This is a genomic window from Halomonas sp. (assembly GCF_052095695.1).
Taxonomy (GTDB): Bacteria; Pseudomonadota; Gammaproteobacteria; order Pseudomonadales; family Halomonadaceae; genus Vreelandella.
The window spans coordinates 18246-41086 of sequence record NZ_JBQDLQ010000029.1 but is presented as its reverse complement, the minus strand read 5'-3'; the positions used below and the strand labels follow the sequence as shown (position 1 = coordinate 41086).

The 22841-nt window shown below is 55.5% G+C and carries 25 protein-coding genes; 23 read left to right on the top strand and 2 right to left on the bottom strand.

What is annotated here, in order from left to right; all coding sequences use genetic code 11:
- Window positions 1-203 precede the first annotated feature (203 nt).
- The 7 genes from argH to ACTH5D_RS08005 are packed head-to-tail and all read left to right on the top strand — an operon-like array spanning window position 204 to window position 6253.
- A complete protein-coding gene (gene argH / locus ACTH5D_RS08035) occupies window positions 204-1610 on the top strand; it encodes an argininosuccinate lyase (RefSeq protein WP_441670004.1) in 1407 nt (468 codons plus the stop codon).
- Window positions 1607-1750, top strand: a complete 144-nt coding sequence (gene lptM, locus ACTH5D_RS08030; protein ID WP_441670002.1) for an LPS translocon maturation chaperone LptM — start codon at window positions 1607-1609, stop codon at window positions 1748-1750. The genes argH and lptM overlap by 4 nt, the downstream gene beginning before the upstream one ends.
- A 33-nt stretch (window positions 1751-1783) precedes the next feature.
- Complete coding sequence (gene lysA / locus ACTH5D_RS08025; protein ID WP_441670001.1) at window positions 1784-3055, top strand: diaminopimelate decarboxylase; 1272 nt, start codon at window positions 1784-1786, stop codon at window positions 3053-3055.
- Complete coding sequence (gene dapF, locus ACTH5D_RS08020; RefSeq protein WP_441669999.1) at window positions 3055-3888, top strand: diaminopimelate epimerase; 834 nt, start codon at window positions 3055-3057, stop codon at window positions 3886-3888. Before lysA ends, dapF begins: the two co-directional genes overlap by 1 nt.
- A 16-nt stretch (window positions 3889-3904) precedes the next feature.
- On the top strand, window positions 3905-4615 hold the full coding sequence (locus ACTH5D_RS08015) for a DUF484 family protein (RefSeq protein ID WP_441669997.1): 711 nt from the start codon (window positions 3905-3907) through the stop codon (window positions 4613-4615).
- On the top strand, window positions 4608-5519 hold the full coding sequence (locus ACTH5D_RS08010; protein ID WP_441669995.1) for a tyrosine recombinase XerC: 912 nt from the start codon (window positions 4608-4610) through the stop codon (window positions 5517-5519). Before ACTH5D_RS08015 ends, ACTH5D_RS08010 begins: the two co-directional genes overlap by 8 nt.
- A complete protein-coding gene (locus ACTH5D_RS08005) occupies window positions 5516-6253 on the top strand; it encodes an HAD family hydrolase (RefSeq protein ID WP_441669993.1) in 738 nt (245 codons plus the stop codon). Before ACTH5D_RS08010 ends, ACTH5D_RS08005 begins: the two co-directional genes overlap by 4 nt.
- Window positions 6254-6261: 8 nt before the next feature.
- Here the strand turns inward: ACTH5D_RS08005 and yihA are convergent, their stop codons facing one another.
- Window positions 6262-6900, bottom strand: coding sequence for a ribosome biogenesis GTP-binding protein YihA/YsxC (gene yihA / locus ACTH5D_RS08000; RefSeq protein ID WP_441669991.1), 639 nt, complete (start codon window positions 6898-6900; stop codon window positions 6262-6264).
- A gap of 297 nt (window positions 6901-7197) precedes the next feature.
- Between yihA and ACTH5D_RS07995 the strand changes: the two genes are divergently transcribed.
- From ACTH5D_RS07995 to dtd, 8 genes are all read left to right on the top strand, one after another.
- Window positions 7198-7824 (top strand): c-type cytochrome, encoded by a 627-nt coding sequence (locus ACTH5D_RS07995; RefSeq protein WP_441669989.1) that lies wholly within the window; start codon window positions 7198-7200, stop codon window positions 7822-7824.
- A 131-nt stretch (window positions 7825-7955) separates the two neighbouring features.
- A complete protein-coding gene (locus tag ACTH5D_RS07990; RefSeq protein ID WP_441669987.1) occupies window positions 7956-8588 on the top strand; it encodes a thiol:disulfide interchange protein DsbA/DsbL in 633 nt (210 codons plus the stop codon).
- 14 nt (window positions 8589-8602) lie between these two features.
- Window positions 8603-9445: an endonuclease/exonuclease/phosphatase family protein gene (locus ACTH5D_RS07985; protein WP_441669985.1), complete on the top strand. Its 843-nt coding sequence runs from the start codon at window positions 8603-8605 to the stop codon at window positions 9443-9445.
- A gap of 115 nt (window positions 9446-9560) precedes the next feature.
- The gene (locus ACTH5D_RS07980) at window positions 9561-10109 is read left to right on the top strand and encodes a TRAP transporter small permease subunit (RefSeq protein WP_441669983.1); all 549 of its coding nucleotides are present in this window, start codon (window positions 9561-9563) and stop codon (window positions 10107-10109) included.
- Window positions 10109-11524: a TRAP transporter large permease gene (locus tag ACTH5D_RS07975; RefSeq protein ID WP_441669981.1), complete on the top strand. Its 1416-nt coding sequence runs from the start codon at window positions 10109-10111 to the stop codon at window positions 11522-11524. The genes ACTH5D_RS07980 and ACTH5D_RS07975 overlap by 1 nt, the downstream gene beginning before the upstream one ends.
- Before the next feature lie 9 nt (window positions 11525-11533).
- Window positions 11534-12355, top strand: coding sequence for a bifunctional hydroxymethylpyrimidine kinase/phosphomethylpyrimidine kinase (gene thiD, locus ACTH5D_RS07970; protein WP_441669979.1), 822 nt, complete (start codon window positions 11534-11536; stop codon window positions 12353-12355).
- Window positions 12346-12486, top strand: a complete 141-nt coding sequence (locus tag ACTH5D_RS07965) for a hypothetical protein (protein WP_441669977.1) — start codon at window positions 12346-12348, stop codon at window positions 12484-12486. Before thiD ends, ACTH5D_RS07965 begins: the two co-directional genes overlap by 10 nt.
- A 47-nt stretch (window positions 12487-12533) precedes the next feature.
- Window positions 12534-12971: a D-aminoacyl-tRNA deacylase gene (gene dtd, locus ACTH5D_RS07960; protein ID WP_441669975.1), complete on the top strand. Its 438-nt coding sequence runs from the start codon at window positions 12534-12536 to the stop codon at window positions 12969-12971.
- A 16-nt stretch (window positions 12972-12987) separates the two neighbouring features.
- On the opposite strand, the gene ACTH5D_RS07955 is transcribed toward dtd, so the two are convergent.
- Window positions 12988-14964 carry an ATP-binding cassette domain-containing protein gene (locus tag ACTH5D_RS07955; RefSeq protein WP_441669973.1) on the bottom strand — a complete coding sequence of 659 codons (1977 nt, stop codon included), beginning with the start codon at window positions 14962-14964 and terminating at the stop codon, window positions 12988-12990.
- A 30-nt stretch (window positions 14965-14994) separates the two neighbouring features.
- On the opposite strand from ACTH5D_RS07955, the gene ACTH5D_RS07950 reads away from it, so the two are divergent.
- From ACTH5D_RS07950 to ACTH5D_RS07915, 8 genes are all read left to right on the top strand, one after another.
- Window positions 14995-15582, top strand: coding sequence for a TIGR02444 family protein (locus tag ACTH5D_RS07950; RefSeq protein ID WP_441669971.1), 588 nt, complete (start codon window positions 14995-14997; stop codon window positions 15580-15582).
- Between the two features lie 210 nt (window positions 15583-15792).
- A complete protein-coding gene (locus tag ACTH5D_RS07945; RefSeq protein ID WP_441669969.1) occupies window positions 15793-16839 on the top strand; it encodes a TRAP transporter substrate-binding protein in 1047 nt (348 codons plus the stop codon).
- Between the two features lie 282 nt (window positions 16840-17121).
- The gene (locus ACTH5D_RS07940; RefSeq protein WP_441669967.1) at window positions 17122-17700 is read left to right on the top strand and encodes a TRAP transporter small permease; all 579 of its coding nucleotides are present in this window, start codon (window positions 17122-17124) and stop codon (window positions 17698-17700) included.
- Window positions 17701-17730: 30 nt separating this feature from the next.
- Window positions 17731-19014, top strand: a complete 1284-nt coding sequence (locus tag ACTH5D_RS07935; protein WP_441669965.1) for a TRAP transporter large permease — start codon at window positions 17731-17733, stop codon at window positions 19012-19014.
- Between the two features lie 21 nt (window positions 19015-19035).
- Window positions 19036-19479, top strand: a complete 444-nt coding sequence (locus ACTH5D_RS07930; RefSeq protein ID WP_441669963.1) for a universal stress protein — start codon at window positions 19036-19038, stop codon at window positions 19477-19479.
- 131 nt (window positions 19480-19610) lie between these two features.
- The gene (locus ACTH5D_RS07925; RefSeq protein WP_441669961.1) at window positions 19611-20291 is read left to right on the top strand and encodes an FKBP-type peptidyl-prolyl cis-trans isomerase; all 681 of its coding nucleotides are present in this window, start codon (window positions 19611-19613) and stop codon (window positions 20289-20291) included.
- A 63-nt stretch (window positions 20292-20354) separates the two neighbouring features.
- Window positions 20355-21389 carry a poly(3-hydroxybutyrate) depolymerase gene (locus ACTH5D_RS07920; protein ID WP_441670008.1) on the top strand — a complete coding sequence of 345 codons (1035 nt, stop codon included), beginning with the start codon at window positions 20355-20357 and terminating at the stop codon, window positions 21387-21389.
- Window positions 21390-21887: 498 nt separating this feature from the next.
- A complete protein-coding gene (locus ACTH5D_RS07915; protein WP_441669959.1) occupies window positions 21888-22802 on the top strand; it encodes an AEC family transporter in 915 nt (304 codons plus the stop codon).
- Window positions 22803-22841 lie beyond the last annotated feature (39 nt).

Here is a 22841-nt window from a genome sequence, read left to right as displayed (position 1 = left end):
TGGCTTTTACGCGTGGCAATGCGCAGTTTGGTAATTGATAGCACGTTATTCTCCCCTATACCGCAGACACGGCGACTCACACTATGATACCCCTATCATAAAGCACCGGGCGCCACAGTAAAAACGGCATGCCGCTGAGCGGGACGACTCTGGTACACTTTCCGTCAACGACTCCATTGTTTTGTCAGCAGGATATATCTCCGATGAGCCAAGCTACTAATCAGTCTTGGGGCGGTCGCTTTAGCGAGCCCACCGATGCCTTTGTTGCCCGTTTTACCGCGTCTGTCATCTTTGATCAGCGTCTAGCCCGCCAGGATATTCAGGGCTCCATCGCCCATGCCACCATGCTGGCCCGCGTAGGCGTACTGACCGATGACGAGCGTGGCGCCATTATCAACGGCCTGAACGAGATTCAGGGCGAGATCGAGCGTGGCGAATTCAACTGGTCGGTGCCGCTTGAAGACGTGCACATGAACATCGAGGCGCGGCTGACCGATAAAATTGGCATTACCGGCAAGAAGCTGCATACCGGACGTTCGCGTAACGACCAGGTTGCCACCGATATCCGCCTGTTCATGCGCGATGAAATCGACGTCATTGAAGTAGAGCTTAAGCGCCTGCGCGAAGGCATGATTGAGCTGGCTGACCGTGAAGCCGACACCATCATGCCGGGCTTTACCCACCTGCAAACGGCTCAGCCGGTAACGTTCGGCCACCACATCTTAGCGTGGCAAGAAATGCTGTCGCGGGATCATGAGCGTCTGTTGGATTGTCGCAAACGCGTCAACGTGATGCCGCTGGGCGCCGCTGCCCTAGCGGGAACGACCTATCCGATTGATCGCCACGTCACCGCAGAGCTTCTAGGCTTTGACCGCCCGGCGGAAAACTCACTAGACGCCGTTTCAGATCGTGATTTCGCGATTGAATTCACAAGCTTTGCCAGCATTTTGTTGATGCATCTATCGCGCATGAGCGAAGAGCTGGTGCTGTGGACCAGTGCTCAGTTCAACTTTATCGACCTGCCCGACCGCTTCTGCACCGGCTCATCCATTATGCCGCAGAAGAAAAACCCGGACGTGCCCGAGCTGGTGCGCGGCAAAACCGGTCGCGTGTATGGCCATCTAATGGCGCTGCTAACGCTGATGAAATCTCAGCCGTTGGCTTACAACAAAGACAACCAAGAAGATAAAGAGCCGCTGTTTGACGCCGTAGATACCGTGCGCGACTGCTTGAAAGCCTTCGCCGATATGGTGCCCGCCATTGAACCGAAAAAAGCCAGCATGGTTGAAGCGGCGCGGCGCGGCTTTTCGACCGCGACGGATCTTGCCGATTATCTGGTTCGTAAAGGTGTCGCTTTCCGCGATGCCCATGAAATTGTCGGCCACTCGGTGGCCTACGGTCTTAAAACGGAAAAAGACCTCTCTGAAATGAGTCTTGATGAGCTCAAGCAGTTCTCAGACATCATTGAGCAGGATGTTTTCGAGGTGTTGACCCTTGAAGGTTCGGTGGCTGCGCGTAATCACATTGGCGGCACCGCGCCGAATCAAGTGCGTGCTGCTGCCCAGCGCGCCCGCGATGCGTTAAGCGCACTCAAGGCGGGTGCGGCATGAAAACGTTAGCACTGATGGTACTGCTGATGGCAAGCCTAGCCGGTTTAGCTGGCTGCGGGCAAAAAGGGCCGCTTTATTTACCGGACGATGCGCCCGCCATCGAACAGTCTGACGAGCAGCCTAGCCGAGCGGCTGAATAGAGCGCTGCTGGCCTAGGAAAAGGGGAGAGCCACATGGATTATTTTAACTACCGCGATGGCGTGCTGTACGCCGAAGATGTGCCGCTGTCACGGATTGCTAGCGAACACGGCACGCCTTGCTACGTCTATTCAAAAGCGACCTTTGAACGTCATTTTCGGGCCTATACCGAAGCGCTGGGCGGTCATCCGCACCTGATTTGTTACGCAGTAAAAGCCAACTCTAACCTGGCGGTGCTGGGGTTGCTCGCCAATCTTGGCGCAGGGTTTGATATTGTCTCGATCGGCGAGCTTGAGCGCGTGCTTAAAGCCGGTGGTGATCCGGCTAAGGTGGTGTTTTCCGGCGTAGCCAAGCAGCCCCACGAAATGGTCCGTGCGCTAGACGTGGGCATTAAGTGCTTTAACGTTGAGTCGCGCCCGGAGCTTGAGCGTTTAAATCGCGTTGCGGGCGAGCAGGGCAAGGTGGCGCCGGTGTCGCTGCGGGTCAATCCAGACGTTGACGCGGGCACGCATCCGTATATCTCGACGGGCTTGAAAGACAATAAGTTTGGCATCTCGATAGACGAAGCATTGGCAGCCTACGAGCTAGCCGCCAGTTTGCCTAATCTTCAGGTCAAAGGGTTGGACTGTCATATCGGTTCGCAGCTAACCGAAACGGCTCCGTTCTTGGATGCACTGGAGCGGCTGCTGGTACTGATGGAGCGCCTGCGTGAGCGAGGCATCGAAATTGATCACCTCGACTTAGGCGGCGGTTTGGGCGTCACCTATCGCGATGAAAAGCCACCCCAGCCGTTTGATTACGCTAGCCAGTTGCTGGCACGGCTATCGCGCTGGGAAGGTGGTGAAGCACTGATGCTACTGTTTGAGCCAGGGCGCTCGATTGCTGCCAATGCTGGCGTAATGCTAACGCGCGTTGAGTTTCTCAAGCCAGGTGAGACCAAAAACTTCGCCATCGTGGATGCGGCGATGAACGATTTGATTCGCCCTGCGCTATATCAAGCATGGCAAGCAATTGTGCCGGTCGACACCCGCGAGGCTCGCGAGACTGCGCTTTACGACGTGGTTGGCCCGGTATGCGAGACTGGCGACTTCCTGGGTAAAGAACGCGAGCTTTCGATCGCGGAAGGCGACCTGCTGGCGGTGCGCTCGGCGGGCGCCTATGGCTTTGTGATGGCTTCAAACTACAATAGCCGTCCTCGCGCCGCGGAGCTTATGGTCGATGGCGACAGCTGCCATGTCGTCCGGGTGCGTGAAACCGTGGCGAGCCTGTGGACCGGCGAAGCGTTGCTACCCGAAGGGGAACGCTGATGCTTCTGCACTTCACCAAAATGCATGGCTTGGGTAACGACTTTGTCATGGTGGATCTCGTGACGCAGCGCGCCCGGCTGGATGAGGCGCAAATCCGCGCGCTGGCAGACCGCCGTTTCGGTATTGGTTTTGACCAGCTGTTAGTGGTCGAGCCGCCCCGCGACCCGGACATGGATTTTCGCTACCGTATTTACAATGCAGATGGCAGTGAAGTGGAAAACTGCGGCAATGGAGCGCGCTGCTTTGCTCGCTTTGTACGCGATCAGCGGTTGACGCATAAACATGAAATTCATGTGGAAACCGCGGGCGGACCGCTGGTATTAACCGTGCAGCTTGATGGAATGGTGCGTGTTGATATGGGGCGCCCGCGGTTTAGCCCCCTGGCTTTGCCCTTTGATGCGCCAGGCGACCAGCCGCTGCACCGGCTAGATGTGGGCGATGACACGCTGCAGATTGGTGTCGTCTCAATGGGCAATCCCCATGCGGTGCTGCAGGTCGACAGCGTTGATAGCGCGCCGGTCGAGCGGCTTGGGCCGTTGATTGAGGCGCACCCTCGTTTTGCTAAGCGTGTTAACGTAGGCTTTATGCAGGTACTCTCACCTAGCGAAATACGCCTGCGCGTCTATGAACGCGGCAGCGGCGAAACGTTAGCTTGCGGTACGGGGGCCTGCGCGGCAGTGGCCAGCGGCATTCGTCAGGGGCTGCTGAAAAGCCCTGTGAAAGTGCATTTACCCGGTGGCGAACTCGGCATTGAATGGCCCGACCCTGAAAGGTCGCTGACAATGGTGGGACCGGCTACGCGCGTCTTTGACGGCCGCGTAGCACTCAATTAACTCGAGGAGAACGGCGATGTCACAAGCCCCTGAACCCCGCAAAACGCTCGATCCTGATCAAGTGGCGTTCTGGCTGGCGCGGCATCCCGATTTTTTCGTGGGTCGTGAAGGGTTATTGCAGCAGTTGCAAGTGCCGCATCCCAATATTGAGGGAGCGGTGTCGCTGCTGGAGCGGCTGGTGTTTGATCTGCGTAAGCGTGCTGAAACCGCAGAGGGTCGTTTAGAGCACTTGTTAGAAACTGCTCGCCATAACGAGTCTCAGTATCGTCGGCTACGCGAAACGCTGATTGCATTGGTTGAGGCTCAAGACCGCGATGCATTGGCACAGGCGCTGGCGACTCAGCTGAGTGAGCGCTTTGAAACCCCGGCCATGGCGCTGTGGTGCCCGGCCACGTTAAGCGATGCCGAGCCGCAGCCGCCCCAGCCGCCGCGCCACGTGTTAGACCAGCATGCTAGCGCGCGCTTAGCCGCTATGTTGGATGGCCGCACTAGCCGCTGCGTTAAGCTCAGCGTTAGCGATTGGAAGTGTTTGCTGCCCCATGTTAAAGCACCGCGCAAAGCCGGCTCGTGCGCTATCTCGCGCCTCTCTGCTGGCTACCCGCTTGGCTACCTGGTGCTGGCAAGCCCCAGCCCCGATGCCTATCGAGCCAGCATGGACACGCTGTTCACCGAGTATCTAGGCGATATCGTCGCGCGCCTGCTGGTACGTCTAGGCGATCATGGCTAAGCCATTATCTATTGCGGATCGCATTGAGAAATTTTTAGCGGCGCTGGCGGCCCATGCCAGCCCGGCGACCGTGGCGGCCTATCAGCATGACCTAGCGGCGCTATGTACCTTCACGAATCGCCGTGATGTCACAGACCCTGCTGCGCTAGACACCGCCCTGCTACGCGCCTTTTTGGGCGCAGAACGTAGCCGGGGCTTGGCGCCCCGAAGCCTGGCGCGGCGTCGGGCAGCGCTGGCGCGGTTTGCAGATTATCTGGTCAAGCAGGGCGTGCTGGTGGATAACCCGGTGGGGCTGTTACGCACTCCGAAGCAGCCAAGCCACCTGCCGCGCCCGGTCGATGTCGATGCGTTGGCACGTTTTCTAGATACCCCTCACGACGGCTCACCGTTGGGCACCCGCGACCAAGCCATTCTTGAGCTGTTTTATTCCAGTGGCCTGCGTTTAGCCGAGCTTGCTGCGCTGGACTTGGATGATTTGCAAAGCAGCCGAGTGAGGGTCATCGGTAAAGGAGGCAAGCCGCGCCAAGTACCGGTTGGGCGCCGAGCCCAGCAGGCGTTGATCGACTGGCTTGGCTGTCGATCAGTGCTGGCGCCTGCGGGAGAGCTGGCTTTATTTGTTGGCCAGCGCGGTGCGCGGCTAGGGCATCGCGCCATTCAAAAGCGCTTGGCGCAGCTGTCACTTGCTCGCGGCTTACCCGAGCATTTGCATCCTCATCGGCTGCGACACTCTTTTGCCAGCCATCTGCTGGAATCAAGCCAAGACCTGCGCGCGGTACAAGAATTATTAGGTCACGCTAACCTTTCGACGACCCAAGTCTATACGCGACTCGACTGGCAGCACCTGGCAACGAGCTACGATGCCGCTCATCCGCGCGCCAAACGCAGCCCAGGGAGTAAGCCATGACGGTGCTGAAGGCCATTACCTTCGATCTAGATGATACGTTGTGGGACAACCATGGCGTGATGTTACGCACTGAGGAGGGGCATTACCGCTGGCTGCTGGACGCGCTCAGCGCATGGCGTGCTGCGCGTCAAGAGCCAGCCCTTGCACTCGAACCGGTCAACGGCGGACAAGATTATCTGCAGCGTCGCTTACAGCTGGCCAAAGACGTGCCCGACCGGCGTGGCGACTTCACATGGCTGCGCTTACGCGCCCTGGAAGCTCAGTTAGAAGCTCAGGGTTTGACGCGCAGTGGTGCATTGCTGTGGGCAGCAGCGGCAATGAACGAGTTTCATCGACTGCGCATTCAGGTAACGCCTCATCCTGAAGCGACGGGGCTATTGACCGCATTGGCGGAGCGCTATCAGCTAGCCGCCATTACCAATGGCAATATCCATTTGGCGCGCCAGCCGCTGGCCGCTCACTTTCCCGTGGCCATTGCCGCGGGCGAGTTGCTGGCGCCCAAGCCTGACCCCACGCCGTTTCTTACCGCGCTTGCACGCCTCAACGTCGTGCCGGAATGCGCGATGCACGTAGGTGACTCGTGGGAGGAAGACATTCTGCCTGCTCAGCAGCTGGGGATGCACGCCGTATGGATTGCCGCAGCGGGTGACGAGGTGCTGCCGCCGCGAGTGCATCGCATCGCCCATATTAAAGATCTGCCCAGCGTGCTTAAGCTGCTAGAAAACGACGTGTAAGCGCCGAACTATTCAGGCGGCGTATGCAGCCACTGGTCCAACTTCTTTGCAAGCGTGTCCACGCCGTCGCGTTTGAGCGATGAGAATAGCTGTACCGACACCAGGTCTTCCCACTCTTTGAGGCTCGAGCGTACTTTTTGCAATGCCGCGTTGGCAGGGCCTTTCTTTAGCTTGTCCGATTTGGTCAGCAGAATATGCACCGGCATTTCTCGCTGGTCAGCATAGCTGAGCATCATTTGATCGAACTCTGTCAGGGGATGACGCACATCCATCAACAGCACTAGGCCACGCAGGCTAAAGCGGTTACGTAGATACTCTGCTAGGTGCTTTTGCCACTCCAGTTTGACCGACTCAGGTACCTTGGCGTAGCCGTAGCCCGGTAGATCGACCAGCCTTCTAGCGTCGTCGTTCATGACGCGGAAAAAGTTGATTAACTGGGTACGGCCCGGCGTGCGAGAGGTTCTCGCCAGGGCACTCTGTTGCGTTAATGCGTTGATGGCACTTGATTTGCCGGCATTTGAACGCCCAGCAAAAGCGACTTCTGCACCGGTATCGTCAGGGCATAGCGCTAGGGTAGGCGCGCTGATAACAAAACTTGCCGTGGGGTAGTTCAGCCGAGCGACAAGGCTATCATGAGGGGTAGACATGGATGTGATCCTGGAAAACGAACATAAAAGCGGCCTGCTCGGCGCACCACCATACGCCTTTGGGCGCATGATACTAAAAACAGAGCATAGAGCAGTGCCACGACGAGTGACCCCTAAAGCAGCCTGGGGTTTTGATTCCCGCCGCCTGGGGTGATTCGTTATAATGCCAGCGGCTTATCTCTGCGAGCTGAGGCGTTAGTGTACCATCGCGCTCTAGTCGGCAGCGACCAGCATGGCACGTTGTCCGTTTTGGCAGCGCGAGCGTTCGTCAAATATAAACCGCTATGTGGAAGGGTAATGGGACAGTTACTGGCAAGTTTGGCCATTGCTATGGCCGTTGGCGTCGCGCACGCTCAAGCGGATTTCCAGGCCGATGCGGATGCCTCCGCGGGTCGCGAGCGGGCGCAGACGTGCGCTGCTTGCCATGGTCAAACCGGTATTAGCCCGGCGAGCGCTTTCCCTCACTTGGCAGGTCAACAAATGTCTTATCTGGCCAAGCAGATCATCGATATTCGTGATGGCGATCGCTTAGTGCCACAAATGGCCGGTCAAGTGGACAGCTATTCAGACCAGGATGCATGGGATGTCGCGGCGTTTCTCGCCGGATTAGATGCCCACCTGGGGCAAACGAGCGATGTGGACGAAGACTTGCTGGCACGTGGCGAAGAGCTTTACCGCGCGGGCGATATGTCTAGGGGGATACCCGCCTGTTCAGCCTGCCATTCGCCCACGGGCGTTGGTGTCGGCAGTGCCGTTTACCCTGGGCTTTCTGGCCAGTATGCGCAGTACACAATCGCGACGCTGCAGGCGTTCGCTGCGGGTGAGCGTGACAATGATCCTAATAATATGATGCAAGATATCGCGGCCAAGATGAGCGATAACGATATGCAAGCCGTCGCTAACTATTTGTTAGGCCTGAACTAGCGTTTGGAGCCTAAACGATTTTTTGTCAAGATTGCGAAACCTTGTCTGGCGCTAGTAATGTGTCGTAGAGGAGGGAACTCGCTACTATAGTGACTGTCACAGCCTTCGCTTACCCATGGAGAATACACGCAATGTTTAAAACGCTAATGGTCGCAATGGCCGGCCTCGGACTTTCTGCGGCGGTGAGTGCCCAGGAACTAGTAGCAGGCCAGCAGTATGAGCTTCTTGAGACGCCGGTAGAAACGCACGTTGAAGACGGCCAAATCGAAGTGACCGAAGTGTTCTGGTTTGGTTGCCCACACTGCTACCGCCTGCAAACGCCGGTTAATGAGTGGTACGAAACACTCGACGATGACGTCAGCGTAGTGCATATGCCTGCCACCATGGGCGGCGATTGGAATACCCACGCGACCGCTTTCTATGCGGCTGAATCGCTGGGTATCGAAGATGAGCTGCACGCAGATTTCTTTAATGCCATTCATCAGGAAAAACAGTCACTAACCGACCCTGACGATATTGCTGAGTTCTTTGCCAACTATGGCGTGAGCGAAGAAGAAGCGAAACAAGCGCTAACTGCGTTTAGCGTGCGTAGTGAAGTGAACAAGGCCAACAGCCGTATGCGCGAAATGCGCTTAATGGGCGTGCCGGCCCTGGTCGTTGACGGTCGCTATGTCGTGACGCCTAGTTCTGCTGGCAGCCTTGAAAACATGCCGCAGGTGGCGGATGAGCTGATTAAGCAAGTGCGTGCTGAGCGCGCAGAATAACGGTGTCACATGAAGTGAAGGCTGATAAGACAGCGAGCGCCACGAGCACCCATAAGCCGCTGTTAGACGATGGCCATTTGCGCCTGCTGACGTTCAATCTGCAGGTGGGCATTCAGACGTCTGCTTATCATCACTACGTGACCCGTAGCTGGCAGCACTTTCTGCCTAATCCGCAGCGGGTCAAGCGCCTGGATATCATGAGCGACGTGTTGGGCCAGTTTGATGTCGTCGGCCTGCAGGAAGCCGACGGTGGCAGCTTTCGCTCCAGCCGCATCAACCAGGTGGAGTACCTGGCGGCGAGGGCCGGATTTCCTCATCACTTCAAGCAGTTGAACCGAAATCTTGGACACCTTGCCCAGCACAGCAACGGTCTGCTTTCGCGTCTCGTGCCCACCAAAATCGAAGAGCACCGCCTGCCCGGCACTTTGCCTGGGCGTGGTGCCATTCACGTGCGTTTTGGTAACGGGCCGGATGCGCTACATATTTTTATCGCACATTTGGCGCTTAGCCATCGTGGCCGGGTGCGCCAGCTTAACTACTTAAGCGAGATCATCCAGCCACTTCGGCATGTGGTGGTGATGGGCGATCTGAATTGCACCCCGGCTCAGCTGCACGCCCATGAGCGATTCAGCACCTCGCTGCCGCTGCATCCCGTTGCACCTTTATTGAGCTACCCATCGTGGCAGCCCAGGCAAGCATTGGATCACATTTTGCTATCGCAAACCCTGGAGGCCGCTGAAGTACGGGTAATGGATCACCTGTTTTCGGATCACTTGCCGATTGCGGTTGATTTACCCTTACCGGCCGCCTGCCTATCGGCTATTAAAAAGGCGACACCCGCATCCAACGCAATTTAATAAGCTGCTAAGAGCAATTTAGGCCGCTTTAAGGCCCACCCAGACCTTTTTAGGGATGACGTTCGGGCCAGAATCAGCGATGATTCTGGCCCGTTTCTTTTCCAGGACATTTAACATGCTCGCCAATGCCCATGAGCCGCGCTTGCTACGCTGGCTTGACTGCGTGACTGAGGGAGTGGGCCGGGCCATTGCCTGGCTGGTGGTGATAATGATGCTGGTGCAGTTCGCCATCGTCGTGCTGCGCTATATTTTCGGTATCAATAGCATCGTGATGCAAGAGTCGGTGATGTACATGCACGCCGCCGTGTTCATGCTCGGCGCCGGGTGGACGCTACGTCACGATGGCCATGTGCGGGTCGATATCTTTTACCGCAAGATGTCTGAGCGTGGCCGCGCGTGGGTTAACCTGCTTGGCACGCTATTTCTGCTGATTCCCGTCATGTCATTTATCGCCATTTCAAGCTTCCACTATGTGATTACCAGCTGGGCCATTATGGAGCGGTCGGGGGACGGCGGCATTCCGGCCGTGTTCCTGCTTAAAACGCTGATTCTGGGAATGGTGGCACTGCTACTTTTGCAGGCGGTAGCGCAACTGATACGTCAGGTGCTGATTATCCGCGGCAAGCTATCCAGTTCTGCCCCTGTGCATGAGGAGATGATCTAGTGCTGGCGACTCTATTGGAAGGCATGCCGCTGTTACTGTTTGCCGCGGTATGCGTTGTCTTGATGCTGGGTTATCCAGTGGCTCTGTCGCTTGCGGGTACGGCGCTGGCCTTTGCCGGATTAGGCTGGTTGCTGCAAGCGCTGGGCGTTCCGGTGCATTTCGAGGCACGCTGGATGGGCTCAATGCCTAGCCGGATCTACGGCATCATGACGAACAATACCCTGCTGGCGGTGCCTTTATTCGTGCTGATGGGTGTCTTGCTTGAGAAGTCACGGGTGGCGGAAACGCTCCTGGATGCGATGACCATGGCATTTGGCGCCCTGCGCGGCGGGTTGGGCATTGCGGTGGTGTTGGTGGGTATGCTGCTGGCCGCGTCTACCGGTATTGTAGGAGCAACGGTGGTTACCATGGGTCTGCTCTCACTACCCACCATGCTCAAACGCGGCTACTCACCGGCACTGGCGACCGGTACCATTTGTGCCACGGGCACTTTGGGTCAAATCATTCCGCCTTCCATCGCCTTGGTGCTGCTAGGCGATGTTCTCAACAATGCCTATCAGCAGGCACAGCTATCTATGGGCTCTTGGAGCCCCAAGACGCTTTCGGTGGGCGATCTGTTTGTCGGCGCGTTGGTACCGGGCCTGCTGCTGGTGCTGGCCTATATTATCTATCTGCTTACAGTGGCATGGCTAAAGCCCGGTACGGCCCCAGCTGCGGATCGTGAGGGGTTGATGCAGGAATTGGGGCACACCGGCAGTATCTGGCCGTTGCTACTGAAAGGACTTTTACCGCCCGTGCTGCTAATCGTGGCCGTGCTAGGCTCGATCTTGGGCGGCTTTGCCACGCCCACGGAAGCCTCGGCGGTGGGCGCCTTTGGTGCGCTGCTGCTGGCCGCGATCAATCGGCGGTTAAGCTTTTCGATGCTGGGTGAGGTGGTGCGCTCCACCGCTCAGGTAACCAGCATGGTGTTTTTGATCCTGATTGGCGCGACACTGTTTTCGCTGGTATTCCGAGCACTTGGTGGCGAAGAGCTGGTCAACCATATGTTTGATTCGTTGCCTGGTGGGGTGGTGGGCGCTACCATTGTGGTCATGCTGGTCATCTTCCTGCTCGGATTCATACTCGACTTTATCGAGATCACCTTTGTGGTGGTGCCCATTGTTGGTCCGGTGCTATTAGCGATGGGGGTTGACCCCATCTGGCTGGGCATCATGATTGCGGTCAACCTCCAGACCTCTTTTTTGACGCCACCCTTTGGATTCGCGCTGTTCTATTTACGTGGTGTGACGCCGCAAAGTGTGCCGACATCGGCGATTTATCGCGGCGTCGTGCCGTTTATTATCATGCAGCTCGGCATACTGTTAGCGCTGGCGCTCTTCCCTGGACTAGCCACATGGCTGCCTTCGTTGATGTAAGGGGAAAGCATGCATCCTATTGCCAATGTACTGACGATTGCAGGCTCTGACCCTTCCGGGGGCGCAGGCCTGCAGGGAGACCTGAAAACCTTTTCAGCATTAGGGGTCTATGGCACCAACGTGATCACGGCGGTGATTGCCCAGAATACCTGCGGCGTGGCGTCAGTTTATCCGGTGTCGCCCCAGGCGATTCGTGAGCAGCTAGAGCATTTGCTCAAAGACGTCACGCTAGACGCGGTCAAAATTGGCATGGTGGCTAGCCGCGAAGTCGCCGAAGTGATCGCTGACGTACTGCGCCAAAAACGTCCGCGCTGGATCGTGTTGGACCCCGTCATGGTGGCCAAAAGTGGTGATATCTTGGTGGATGACGCCGGTATTCGCGCCGTGCGAGATATTTTGGTGCCGTTAGCCGACGTCATCACTCCCAACCTTCCAGAAGCAGCCGTGCTGCTCGATTCACCCTCACCGACTAATTTAGAGGCAATGGAGGCAATGTTGCCAGGGTTGATGCAGCTAGGCGCGCCGTATGTGGTGCTCAAAGGCGGCCATCTGAGCGAGGCGACGTGCCCTGACTTGCTGGCAACACCTAGCGGCCATGAGTGGCTGCCCGCGTCGCGTATTGATACTGATAACTTACACGGTACTGGCTGCGCGCTTTCTTCGGCGATCGCCGCTTGTTTAGCCAAACAGCCGGCTTCAGCATCCGCTAATGCAGCCGTGGTGGCGATTAGCGAGGCCAAGCAGTGGCTGCATGCCGCGCTAGAAGCAAGTGCCCGCCTAAACGTGGGTAAAGGGCGTGGCCCGGTGCATCACTTTCATGCGTGGTGGTAACGTCTGGTGTCTTTGCCAGCAGCGTTTCTGAGCGGGGTGAGCGTTTTGAACGCGTTGTTGACGAGAACGGGCAGCGCTATACGCTGATTGGCAGCGGCGTTTTTCGCGATGCGCTGTTAGGAATAGGCTAACGCGCAGTGGCGGCAGTCGCTGTCGTTAGCAGCCAAGGAGAAGCATGATGAAAGCGCTGATTCAGCGGGTGACGCGCGCCAGCGTAGAGGTGAAGGGTCAAACCGTGGGGACAATCGAGCATGGGTTGCTAGCGCTAGTGGGCGTAGAAAAGGGCGACGACCAGGCGGCCGCTAGCAAGCTGTTGCATAAGCTGCTGCATTACCGTGTGTTCAGCGATGCTGACGGTAAAATGAATCAAAACCTTCAGCAGGTGAACGGTGGGCTGCTGCTTGTTTCTCAGTTCACCTTAGCAGCGGATACTCGTAAGGGACTGCGCCCCAGCTTTTCCAGCGCCGCGCCGCCGGACGAAGGTGAACGGCTATTTGATTTCCTTGTCGCCCGGGCCAGCGCTGCTTGGCCCAACGTGGCCACCGGTGAGTTTGGTGCCGATATGCAGGTAGCGCTGGTCAACGATGGCCCGGTCACGTTTTTACTGGAAAGCTAGTGAGATCTGACGAGGCCTAGCTAACCGCTTCTTCGCTGGCCAGCAGCTCGGCTTCCATTGTCTCTAGCGCTTCTTCGGCGCTGAGCCACTGCCGCTCTGACTCATCCAGCCGTGCTTTAATCTCAGCCTGTTGGCTAAGCGTCTTGGTCAACTCCGCTTTACGTGCGCTGTCTGTGTAGAGTTTAGGGTCAGCCAGCACGTGTTCTACCTCTTCCAGTTCCTGCTGGGCCTTTTCCATGGTCTTTTCGGCTTGGTCGCGCTGCTTTTTCAACGGGCGTAATTTTTCGCGCAGTTCGGCGGCCGCTTTACGGGATGCTTTGCGCGCTTCACGGCTGTCGCCGCTAGGCTGCTGACTTTGACGTTCGGCCTTTTCACCGCGTGAGTCGCGGCGGCTCTCTTCCAGGCGCGCTTTAAGCCAAACCCGATAATCCTCTAGGTCGCCGTCAAACGATTCGACGCGATTATCGGCTACTCGCCAGAACTCATCCACGGTCGCCCGCAGCAGATGACGGTCGTGAGACACCAAAATCACCGTGCCTTCAAAGCTTGCTAGCGCCTGGGTTAATGCTTCGCGCATCTCCAAATCCAGGTGGTTGGTCGGCTCATCAAGCAAGAGAAGATTAGGCTTCTGCCAGGCGACTAAAGAAAGCGCAAGGCGTGCCTTCTCGCCGCCGGAAAAGTTACCAACGACGCCAAACGCATCGTCGCCCTTAAAGCCAAAGCCGCCCAGGAAATTGCGAATATCCTGATCACTGGCCGTAGGTGACAGCCGCTGTACATGTACAAAGGGCGTCGATGCAATATCCAACCCCTCAAGCTGGTGTTGAGCGAAATAGCCAATGGCTAAATGCTCACCCGGCACGCGCTTGCCATTCAGCAGTTCAAGTTCGCCAGTCAGTGATTTAATCAGCGTCGACTTACCCGCGCCGTTAGGGCCTAGCAGCCCAATGCGGCTGCCGGGTAGCAGGGTGATATTGACCTTATCCAGCTGGACGTTGTTATCACTTTCGACGTTTCCTTCGCTACTATAGCCTAGCTGTGCTTGATCCAGTACTAGCAGCGGGCGAGACGTTTTATCGGCAGCGGGCAGCGTGAAGTGAAACGGGGAGTCCACGTGGGCAACGGCGATATCTTCCATGCGCTCGAGCATTTTGACCCGGCTTTGCGCCTGCTTTGCTTTGGTTGCCTGTGCTTTAAAACGGGCGATAAAACGTTCGATTTCTTCTCGACGCGCCTGCTGTTTGGCGGCTTCGGCTTGTTGAAGGGCGAGCTTTTCGGCGCGGGTGCGCTCAAACTGTGAGTAGTTGCCGCGGTAAAGCTCCAGCGTTTGGTGGTGCATATGCACGATGTGATCGCACACAGCGTCCAAAAAGTCGCGGTCGTGAGAAATCAGCAGCAGCGTGCCGGGGTAGCGGGTCAGCCATTGCTCCAGCCACAGCAAGGCATCCAGGTCCAAGTGGTTGGTGGGCTCATCCAGCAGCAGTAGATCAGAGGGCATAAATAGGGTGCGAGCGAGGTTGACGCGCATTCGCCACCCGCCGGAAAAGGCTGATAGTGGGCGGGTCAGGTCAGCCTGTAAGAACCCCAGCCCGACCAGCAGCTGTGCCGCTCGGGATGCAGCACGGTAGCCGTCCAGCGTTTCAATTAAGCCATGCAGTTCGGCTTCGCGATGGGCGTCGTCGGCTTCACGGGCGGCAAGTAAGTCGGCCTCGGCCTGTCGTAATGCCAGGTCGCCATCAAGCACGTATTCGATGATAGGCCGGTCAAGCGCGTCAACTTCCTGGGCCATATGCGCAATGCGCTGGCCTCCGCTCATCTCGACATCACCCTGGTCGGGCGCAAGCTCGCCCAGCAAGAGTTTGAACAGGCTCGATTTACCGGCGCCGTTTGCCCCGATAATGCCGGCCTTTACCCCGTTATTAAGAGTAACGTCCGCGTTGTCGAGTAGCGTTTGCGTGCCGCGTTGCAGGGCGACTTGGCGCAGTGCGATCATGCCTTCTCCCGAAAAAATGTGGGTCATACGATGCCAGATTCTATTGCGCTTGATTCTACCCGATTGCAGCGCTTGCAGCAGATACCGTTATGGGATTTTGCGCTAGCGTTTTACGCCAAACCAGGCGTTGAGGCGGCGTGCTTAACGTTACAGGACGAGGCGGGGTTAGATGTTTGCGAAGTGTTGTTTCATTGCTGGCTGTATTCATGCGGCTTAGAAAGCGTGTCGACAGCCGTGTCTGCCGTGCGCAAAGAGCGTCTTCACTGGCAGGGTCGCGTAACGGGCGTTTTGCGCGCACTGCGGCGCGACTTAACGTCGCCGGCTGCATCGAACGAAGCTGTGGCAGCGCTACGCAAGACTATTAAGCAGGCGGAACTGATGGCTGAGCGTGAGAACCTTCAACGTTGGCAAATATGGGCTTTGGAAGTGACAAGCGATGAAAAATGCATCACTAACATCGTGGAAAAGCCCCCGAATATGGCTGAATGGCTTGAAAAAAAGCTGAATCATGATGAAAAAGTCCTCCAGTTTACTGATCCTTTTAACACCTATTCGGCGTCGCTTCAGGCGCTGCAAACGCTCGTTAGCCAACTTGACCCTCATCAAGGAGCGCGCTAGCCTGAATTTAGGCTAGTTTTGAATCACCTAGCGTTATTTGCCCGCTAGCATGCAGTTCACGACGCATTTTTTGCCTATTAGCGAACAATAATGCCGTGTTGAGAAACGCGACGATGGGTTGGTTTTAAACGTTAGATGCTAAGCAGTACGCTTTAAAAAATAATGTGGCGCATTTGTATCGCGCGCTTACCACTGCAAGGGGAACATCGCATGAAGGCAAGCAAAACCGTTTCTACTCGTTCTGTCACCACGAAACTAATCACGACGGCTAGCGTTGGCGCACTGCTGTTAGGCATGGCGTCTGTGGCACAAGCAGATAACTGGCGTTACGCTCACGAAGAGTACGAAGGCGACGTTCAGGATGTTTTTGCCTATGCCTTTAAAGAATATATTGAAGAAAATTCTGACAACACGGTGCAGGTGTATCGTTTTGGTGAGCTGGGCGAGTCTGACGACATTATGGAGCAGACGCAGAACGGCATCCTGCAGTTTGTGAACCAGTCGCCTGGCTTCACGGGCGCGCTGATTCCTGAAGCGCAAATTTTCTTTATTCCTTACCTGCTGCCGACCGACGAAGAAACCGTGCTGACGTTCTTTGACGAAAGTAAAGCCATCAACGAGATGTTTCCGGAGCTTTATGCCGAGCAAGGCCTAGAGCTGCTGAAAATGTATCCAGAAGGTGAAATGGTCATTACTACCGATGAGCCGATCAGCTCACCGGATGATATGAATAATAAGAAAATCCGTACCATGACCAATCCGCTGCTGTCGGAAACTTACGATGCCTTCGGCGCAACGCCTACGCCGTTGCCGTGGGGTGAAGTGTACGGTGGTCTGCAGACCGGTATTCTTGATGGTCAGGAAAACCCGATTTTTTGGATCGAATCAGGCGGTTTGTATGAAGTATCGCCGCATCTGACGTTCACTGGTCACGGGTGGTTCACCACCGCAATGATGGCCAACCAGGATTTCTATGCAGGCCTGTCTGAAGAAGATCAAGCGCTAGTGCAAGAAGCCTCACAAGCCGCTTATGATCAGACTATTGAGCACATCAAAGGCTTAGCGAATGAAGCGCTAGAAAAAATTCAGGCAGCGTCTGATGAAGTAACAGTGACGCGACTGAATGAAGAGCAGATTCAGGCCTTCCGCGAGCGTGCTCCGCAGGTTGAAGAAGCCTTCCTTGAAATGACCGGTGAAGGTGGCCAAGCGCTGCTTGAGCAGTTTAAAGCAGACCTTGAAACCGTTACCAACGAGTAATAATCCCTTATAAGCCATACGGGAAAAATGGGTGATGTACTCAAGGGGGCAGCAAAGGCTGCCCCTTTTTTGTTGCGCCGGCGTGGAGTTGAATATTCACTTTAGGGCTTATCAGCGCTACAGGTGGGTTACGTACATCTAGCGTTGAAACACCTGCGTCAGCATGCCGTTACGCTAGCGATAATCTCTTGATAAATAGCGCGTGACGGGTCTGGAAAATGCTGTATTAATTGTGCTGATGGCACCGAGCTGCCGTTAGAGCCATTAGAGAGGAGTCAGGCCATGACCGATGAAGAGATGGAAAATAGCTACCACTCCGGTTTGCCGGGGATATTAGGAGTGATCGACACTGCAATTAGCAAAATTGAAGCCGTTATTCTTGCGGTAGGCGTTTTGCTAATGGCACTGAATACGGTTGCCAACGTCATTGCGCGTTTTGTCTTTAGTAACAGCATTATGTTCTCCGGTGAGCTAAACCGGATTTTGATCATCATGATTACCTTTGCAGGCGTCGGCTATGCCGCCCGCCATGGCCGCCATATTCGCATGTCGGCAATCTACGATGCGCTGCCGGTCGGCGGGCGTAAAGTGTTGATGATCTTAATCTCCCTGTTTACATCCTTAGTGATGTTTTTTTTACTTTATTATTCAATCGTTTATATTCTTGATCTCTACGGTAAAGGACGCGTCTTGCCTTCTATGGGTTTGCCTGTATGGATTATTTACCTGTGGGTGCCGATGGGGTTTTTGATTACCGGTATTCAGTATCTGCTGACGGCGATTAAAAACTTAACCTCTGACGATGTGTATCTCTCGACGGGCGTCGTGGATGGTTACAAAGATACCGAAACTGAAGTCTGATGCAGGGCATTGCACTCTAGGGGAACAGATATGACGACGATAATGATCACCGCTATGATTGCCCTGCTGCTGCTGGGCTTTCCTATGATGATTCCGCTAATTACCGCCGCGGTAATTGGTTTTTATATGATGTTTAACGGTTTTGGGCAGATGGATACGCTGATCCAGCAGATGATGGCAGGCATACGCCCCGCCTCATTAATTGCCGTGCCGATGTTTATCCTAGCCGCGGACATTATGACCCGCGGGCAGTCGGCTAACCGTTTGATCGAAATGGTTATGTCGTTTATCGGCCATATCAAAGGTGGTCTAGCCGTCAGTACCGCCGCCTCGTGCACGCTGTTTGGCGCTGTTTCAGGCTCAACTCAAGCAACGGTGGTGGCCGTGGGCTCACCGCTGCGGCCCAAGATGCTTAAGGCGGGCTATTCCGACTCATTCACGTTAGCGCTGATCATTAACGCCAGCGACATCGCCTTTTTGATTCCCCCCAGCATTGGCATGATCATCTATGGAGTAATCTCAGGTACGTCAATTGGTGAGCTGTTCATTGCAGGGATTGGGCCAGGACTGTTGATTCTGGTGATGTTTTCCGCCTATAGCATTGTGTATGCCATCGTTAAAGATGTGCCTACCGAACCAAAGGCGAGCTGGAAAGAGCGTGCAGTGGCGGTAAAACAGGCGCTTTGGCCGCTAGGCTTTCCGGTCATTATCGTAGGCGGTATTTACGGTGGTGTTTTTAGTCCAACTGAAGCCGCTGCTGCCTGTGTGCTGTATGCGATCCTGCTAGAGTTTGCGGTGTTTCGTTCGCTTAAGATGCACGACATTTATGCTATCGCTAAATCGACGGGCTTGATTACCGCCGTGGTGTTTATCTTGGTCGCTGTCGGTAATGGCTTCTCGTGGATTATCTCTTTCGCGCAAATTCCGCAGATGATCTTGGAATCGGTGGGTGTCAATGACGCTGGACCAACGGGCGTTTTGATTGCCATTTGTGTCTCGTTCTTTGTGGCATGTATGTTTGTCGACCCCATTGTGGTTATTTTGGTGTTAACGCCGATTTTTGCGCCGGCCATTGCTGCAACGGGCTTAGACCCGGTGCTGGTGGGTATATTGATTACCCTGCAGGTGGCGATAGGGTCAGCAACACCGCCCTTCGGGTGCGATATATTTACCGCCATTGCGATTTTTAAACGCCCTTATTGGGATGTCATTAAAGGCACGCCGCCGTTTATCTTTATGCTAATCTTGGCCGCCGCGCTGCTAATCATGTTCCCGCAGATTGCGCTGTTTCTGCGTGATGTTGCCTTTCGGTGAGCGGCCACGAGGAGTACACGAATGTTTAATCGCATTTTAGTCCCGGTGGATGGCTCAAAAGGCGCTATAAAAGCGTTGGAAAAAGCGGTGGGGCTGCATTTGCTGACCGGTGCCGAGCTTTATTTACTGTGTGTTTTTAAGCACCACAGTCTGTTGGAAGCCTCTCTTTCTATGGTGCGGCCCAGCCAGCTGGATCTTCCCGACGATGCGTTAAAAGAGTACGCCACGGAAATTGCCGTCCATGCCAAATCCCATGCTGTGGAGCTTGGCGCTGATGTTTCCCGCGTGCGGGCTTTTGTAAAGGGCGGCCGCCCTTCGCGGATTATCGTGCGTTTTGCCCATAAGCGTGAATGTGACCTTATTGTGATTGGTGCGCAGGGCACCAATGGCGAAAAAAATCCGCTACTTGGCAGCGTCTCTCAGCGCGTAGCGGGCTCGGCGGACTGTCCAACGCTGGTGGTTTAATCGCTAAACCTCTTTAGTATTTTGTGGTCTTATGAAACACCCGACGCTCGGCAGATGCATTTGACGAGCAGTGGATGTTAGTCTTTGGGTGACACTGATAGGCGTTCGGCGCCGCTTTAAAAGGATCTTTCATGAAACTACTGCTTTCTACAACGGCTCTTACGGGGCTGCTTTTGGTCGCCCCTTTTGCAGCAGCTGCGCCAGAAACCGACGAACAACGCTTGGCTTATAGCCTGGGTGTTACCCTGGGTGAAAGCATGCAGGCGGATATTGAAGACCTTGATTTGGATGCCTTTAACGACGGCATGCGCGATGTTTTTGAAGATGCCGAGTTCGCGCTGACGGAAGAAGAGATGACCGAAGCGTTAATGGCTTTCCAAGAGCAGTCGATGCAGGCACGTGAAGCTGAAGCCGAAGAAATGGCGCAGATGAATCTCGATGAAGGCGAAGCCTTTCTAGCCGAGAACGCTGAGCGTGAAGAAGTCACGGTGACAGACTCTGGCCTTCAGTATGAAGTGCTTGAATCTGGTGACGGCGCGACTCCAAGTGCTGAAGACACTGTTGAAGTGAACTACGAAGGTATGCTGCTGGATGGCACGGTCTTTGATAGCTCATTTGAACGTGGTGAGGCGGTGATCTTTCAGACCAATCAAGTTATTGAAGGTTGGCAGGAAGCGCTTCAACTGATGAGCGTGGGCGACAGCTGGATGCTGTATATCCCGGCTGAGCTTGCCTACGGCGAAAACGGCCAGGGCCCGATTGGACCCAATGAGATGCTGACTTTCCGCGTTGAACTGTTAGGCGTCGAATAAGCGATGCAGCCAGCCTCGGCTTTAGCGGTGCATCCTCTTGCTTTCACGCTGCTTTGCGTAAGCATGTGTGTGCCGCTGATGGCTCAAGCTGAGGCGGCCAGCCGGCACAATGTGTTGCCTGCGTTGGGCGCGGCTTCTGATGACGCAAGCGTAGTGGGCCTATCGTCGGGCGGCTACATGGCTACCCAGTTGACAGTGGCATGGCCCGAGCGCTTTAGCGGCGTAGGTGTACTGGCGGCAGGCCCTTGGAGCTGTGCCCAAGGCTCGCTCAGACTGGCGTTGAATCAGTGCCTGACGACTCGCAACGGCGCGCCGTCATTGGAGGACTTGCAAACCCGCCATCAGCGCTACCTTGCGCGTGATCTTGTGGGTAAAACAGACGCCCTTAGTCAGCTCCGGGCTTATCTGTGGCACGGTGAAGATGATGAAGTGGTTGAGCCTGAACTCGGTGATTTATTAGCCGAGCAATGGCAGGGCTGGCTTGCTTCACCCGACCAACTGCGCGTTGTGCGTAGCGAAAATATTGGGCATGGTTGGCCGGTGCGTTTGCCCAGTAATGCCACTTCTGATCCGCATGAGTGGGGCGACTGCCATCAAGGCGGCGGTAGCTACGTACTATCCTGCGATGAAGACATTGCTGGCGAAATGCTGGATTGGCTCTATCCCGAGCGCGACGTCTCAGCTGATGTTAGCCGCCGTGGAGAAGAGAGCGGGGCGCTAATCGCTTTTGATCAAGCGGAATTTGCGGCAAAAGGGTTGGCTGACACGGGCTACGTGTTTATACCGCAAGCCTGCGAGGCGGGCGGCTGCCCGGTAACGCTGGCAATTCACGGCTGCCAAATGAATGAAGCGGCGATTGGGGATACGTTCATCCGCTATTCTGGGTTAAATGACTGGGCTGCAGCGCATCAACAAATCGTGCTTTATCCTCAGGCAGAAAGCAGCATGACCAATCCCCAGGGCTGCTGGGACTGGTGGGGGTTTGCTGAAAGCACCTGGCAGGTAAGCCCTCAATACGATACCCGTGAAGGGGTTCAAATTAGCGCATTGATGACGATGCTCGATCGCCTTCAGACAGCGCCAGAGCTAACCGATTAGTCGTCTAAGACAAGCTTCTAATGCGGCAACACCTGCTTCAAGCCAGAGCGGTTTACTGGCCATTTTCGTTAACTCCGAATGACATCAAAATCACACCAGCTGCCGACGTTGTCGTCGGCCATTTTTAGTATGACACGCGCTCGCCAAGGCATAACCGCCTGAGTGCAGATGCCTAAACGATGTAAGCCCACATCCATGTCTCGGCCAATAAAATCAACGTCCACCTACGTGGCTTCCACACCCTCTACTGCCACTTCCAGTGGTAATATCGCTAATGCATCAATGCGCAAAGGCATACCACGTGCAGACGACCAGCGCTAAGCCGGTGATCAGTATCAGCACCCTTAATATGGGAAAGGCTGTCGAGGATGCAGTTTTGGACATCACCTTCATGGCAGAATAATCGCTACGCAAGGCATCAGGCGGGAATGATTGTCATGGTAACAGTAATCAAGTCGATATCGATGTGCTTGAAAGTCGCAGGCATAAGGAACAAAAATGGAGAGCATCACCGGCGCATTAGGCCCATTGTTTTTATTGATTTTGCTGGGAGCAGTACTAGGTAACTGGCGATGGCCAAGCGATACTTTTTGGCCGCAGATGGAGCGGCTGATCTACTTTGTACTGTTCCCTGCGATGCTGGTGGGCACCTTGGCCACCGCCGATGTGACCCAGGTGCCGGTCGGCCGTTTAGCGTTAGTGTTGCTAGGCGCGATGGCTTTTTTTGGGCTGCTGCTATGGCGCTTGCGTGGTTGGTTACGGCTCGCACCTGCTGCGTTTACCTCTGTATTCCAAGGCGCCGTACGTTTTAATACCTATGTGGGCGTTGCCGGTGCCGCTGCGCTGCACGGCAGCTTAGGAGCGACCACCGCTGCGGTCGCTGTTGCCCTTATGGTACCGGTGGTCAACGTCATGTGTGTCGCAAGCTTTGTCGGCGCAGGAACCTTGGGCAGCGCAAGCCTTGGTAAAAGCGTTATGGCGTTGGTTAAAAACCCGTTGATTTTGGCTTGTCTCGTGGGTATTGGCCTGAATGTCTCGGGCATCGGTTTACCCGGCTGGAGTGAGGCGACAGTTGGCTTGCTAGGCCGCGCGGCTTTGCCGCTTGGACTGGTAGCCGTAGGCGTTGCACTACGCCCAGCGGCGCTGCTACGTATCGACCGCGGCGTGCTGGCCACTAACAGCGTTAAGCTGTTATTAATGCCGGCATTCGTGCTGATATTAACCTGGATATTACAGCTAGACCCTGTCAGCCGAGACGTGGCGCTACTGTTTGCTGCACTGCCGACCGCCACGTCCGCGTATATTCTAGCGCGTCAAATGGGGGGAGATGCCGAACTGATGGCAGCCATTATCACGGGGCAAACCTTATTAGCAATGCTCACACTGCCGCTATGGCTAAAGCTGGTAAGCTAATTAAGAAACTAAATAAAAAATATTCGTATTTGTATTGAC

Coding starts and splice junctions, on each gene's coding strand:
- lysA (WP_441670001.1), top strand. CDS start 1,784: ATGGATTATTTTAACTACCGCGATGGCGTGCTGTACGCCGAAGATGTG.
- ACTH5D_RS07920 (WP_441670008.1), top strand. CDS start 20,355: ATGTGTGTGCCGCTGATGGCTCAAGCTGAGGCGGCCAGCCGGCACAAT.
- argH (WP_441670004.1), top strand. CDS start 204: ATGAGCCAAGCTACTAATCAGTCTTGGGGCGGTCGCTTTAGCGAGCCC.
- yihA (WP_441669991.1), bottom strand. CDS start 6,900: ATGTCTACCCCTCATGATAGCCTTGTCGCTCGGCTGAACTACCCCACG.
- ACTH5D_RS07955 (WP_441669973.1), bottom strand. CDS start 14,964: ATGATCGCACTGCGCCAAGTCGCCCTGCAACGCGGCACGCAAACGCTA.
- ACTH5D_RS08005 (WP_441669993.1), top strand. CDS start 5,516: ATGACGGTGCTGAAGGCCATTACCTTCGATCTAGATGATACGTTGTGG.
- ACTH5D_RS08010 (WP_441669995.1), top strand. CDS start 4,608: ATGGCTAAGCCATTATCTATTGCGGATCGCATTGAGAAATTTTTAGCG.
- ACTH5D_RS07990 (WP_441669987.1), top strand. CDS start 7,956: ATGTTTAAAACGCTAATGGTCGCAATGGCCGGCCTCGGACTTTCTGCG.
- ACTH5D_RS07935 (WP_441669965.1), top strand. CDS start 17,731: ATGACGACGATAATGATCACCGCTATGATTGCCCTGCTGCTGCTGGGC.
- lptM (WP_441670002.1), top strand. CDS start 1,607: ATGAAAACGTTAGCACTGATGGTACTGCTGATGGCAAGCCTAGCCGGT.
- ACTH5D_RS07925 (WP_441669961.1), top strand. CDS start 19,611: ATGAAACTACTGCTTTCTACAACGGCTCTTACGGGGCTGCTTTTGGTC.
- ACTH5D_RS07915 (WP_441669959.1), top strand. CDS start 21,888: ATGGAGAGCATCACCGGCGCATTAGGCCCATTGTTTTTATTGATTTTG.
- ACTH5D_RS08015 (WP_441669997.1), top strand. CDS start 3,905: ATGTCACAAGCCCCTGAACCCCGCAAAACGCTCGATCCTGATCAAGTG.
- dapF (WP_441669999.1), top strand. CDS start 3,055: ATGCTTCTGCACTTCACCAAAATGCATGGCTTGGGTAACGACTTTGTC.
- ACTH5D_RS07980 (WP_441669983.1), top strand. CDS start 9,561: ATGCTCGCCAATGCCCATGAGCCGCGCTTGCTACGCTGGCTTGACTGC.
- ACTH5D_RS07995 (WP_441669989.1), top strand. CDS start 7,198: ATGGGACAGTTACTGGCAAGTTTGGCCATTGCTATGGCCGTTGGCGTC.
- thiD (WP_441669979.1), top strand. CDS start 11,534: ATGCATCCTATTGCCAATGTACTGACGATTGCAGGCTCTGACCCTTCC.
- ACTH5D_RS07950 (WP_441669971.1), top strand. CDS start 14,995: ATGCCAGATTCTATTGCGCTTGATTCTACCCGATTGCAGCGCTTGCAG.
- dtd (WP_441669975.1), top strand. CDS start 12,534: ATGAAAGCGCTGATTCAGCGGGTGACGCGCGCCAGCGTAGAGGTGAAG.
- ACTH5D_RS07940 (WP_441669967.1), top strand. CDS start 17,122: ATGACCGATGAAGAGATGGAAAATAGCTACCACTCCGGTTTGCCGGGG.
- ACTH5D_RS07945 (WP_441669969.1), top strand. CDS start 15,793: ATGAAGGCAAGCAAAACCGTTTCTACTCGTTCTGTCACCACGAAACTA.
- ACTH5D_RS07930 (WP_441669963.1), top strand. CDS start 19,036: ATGTTTAATCGCATTTTAGTCCCGGTGGATGGCTCAAAAGGCGCTATA.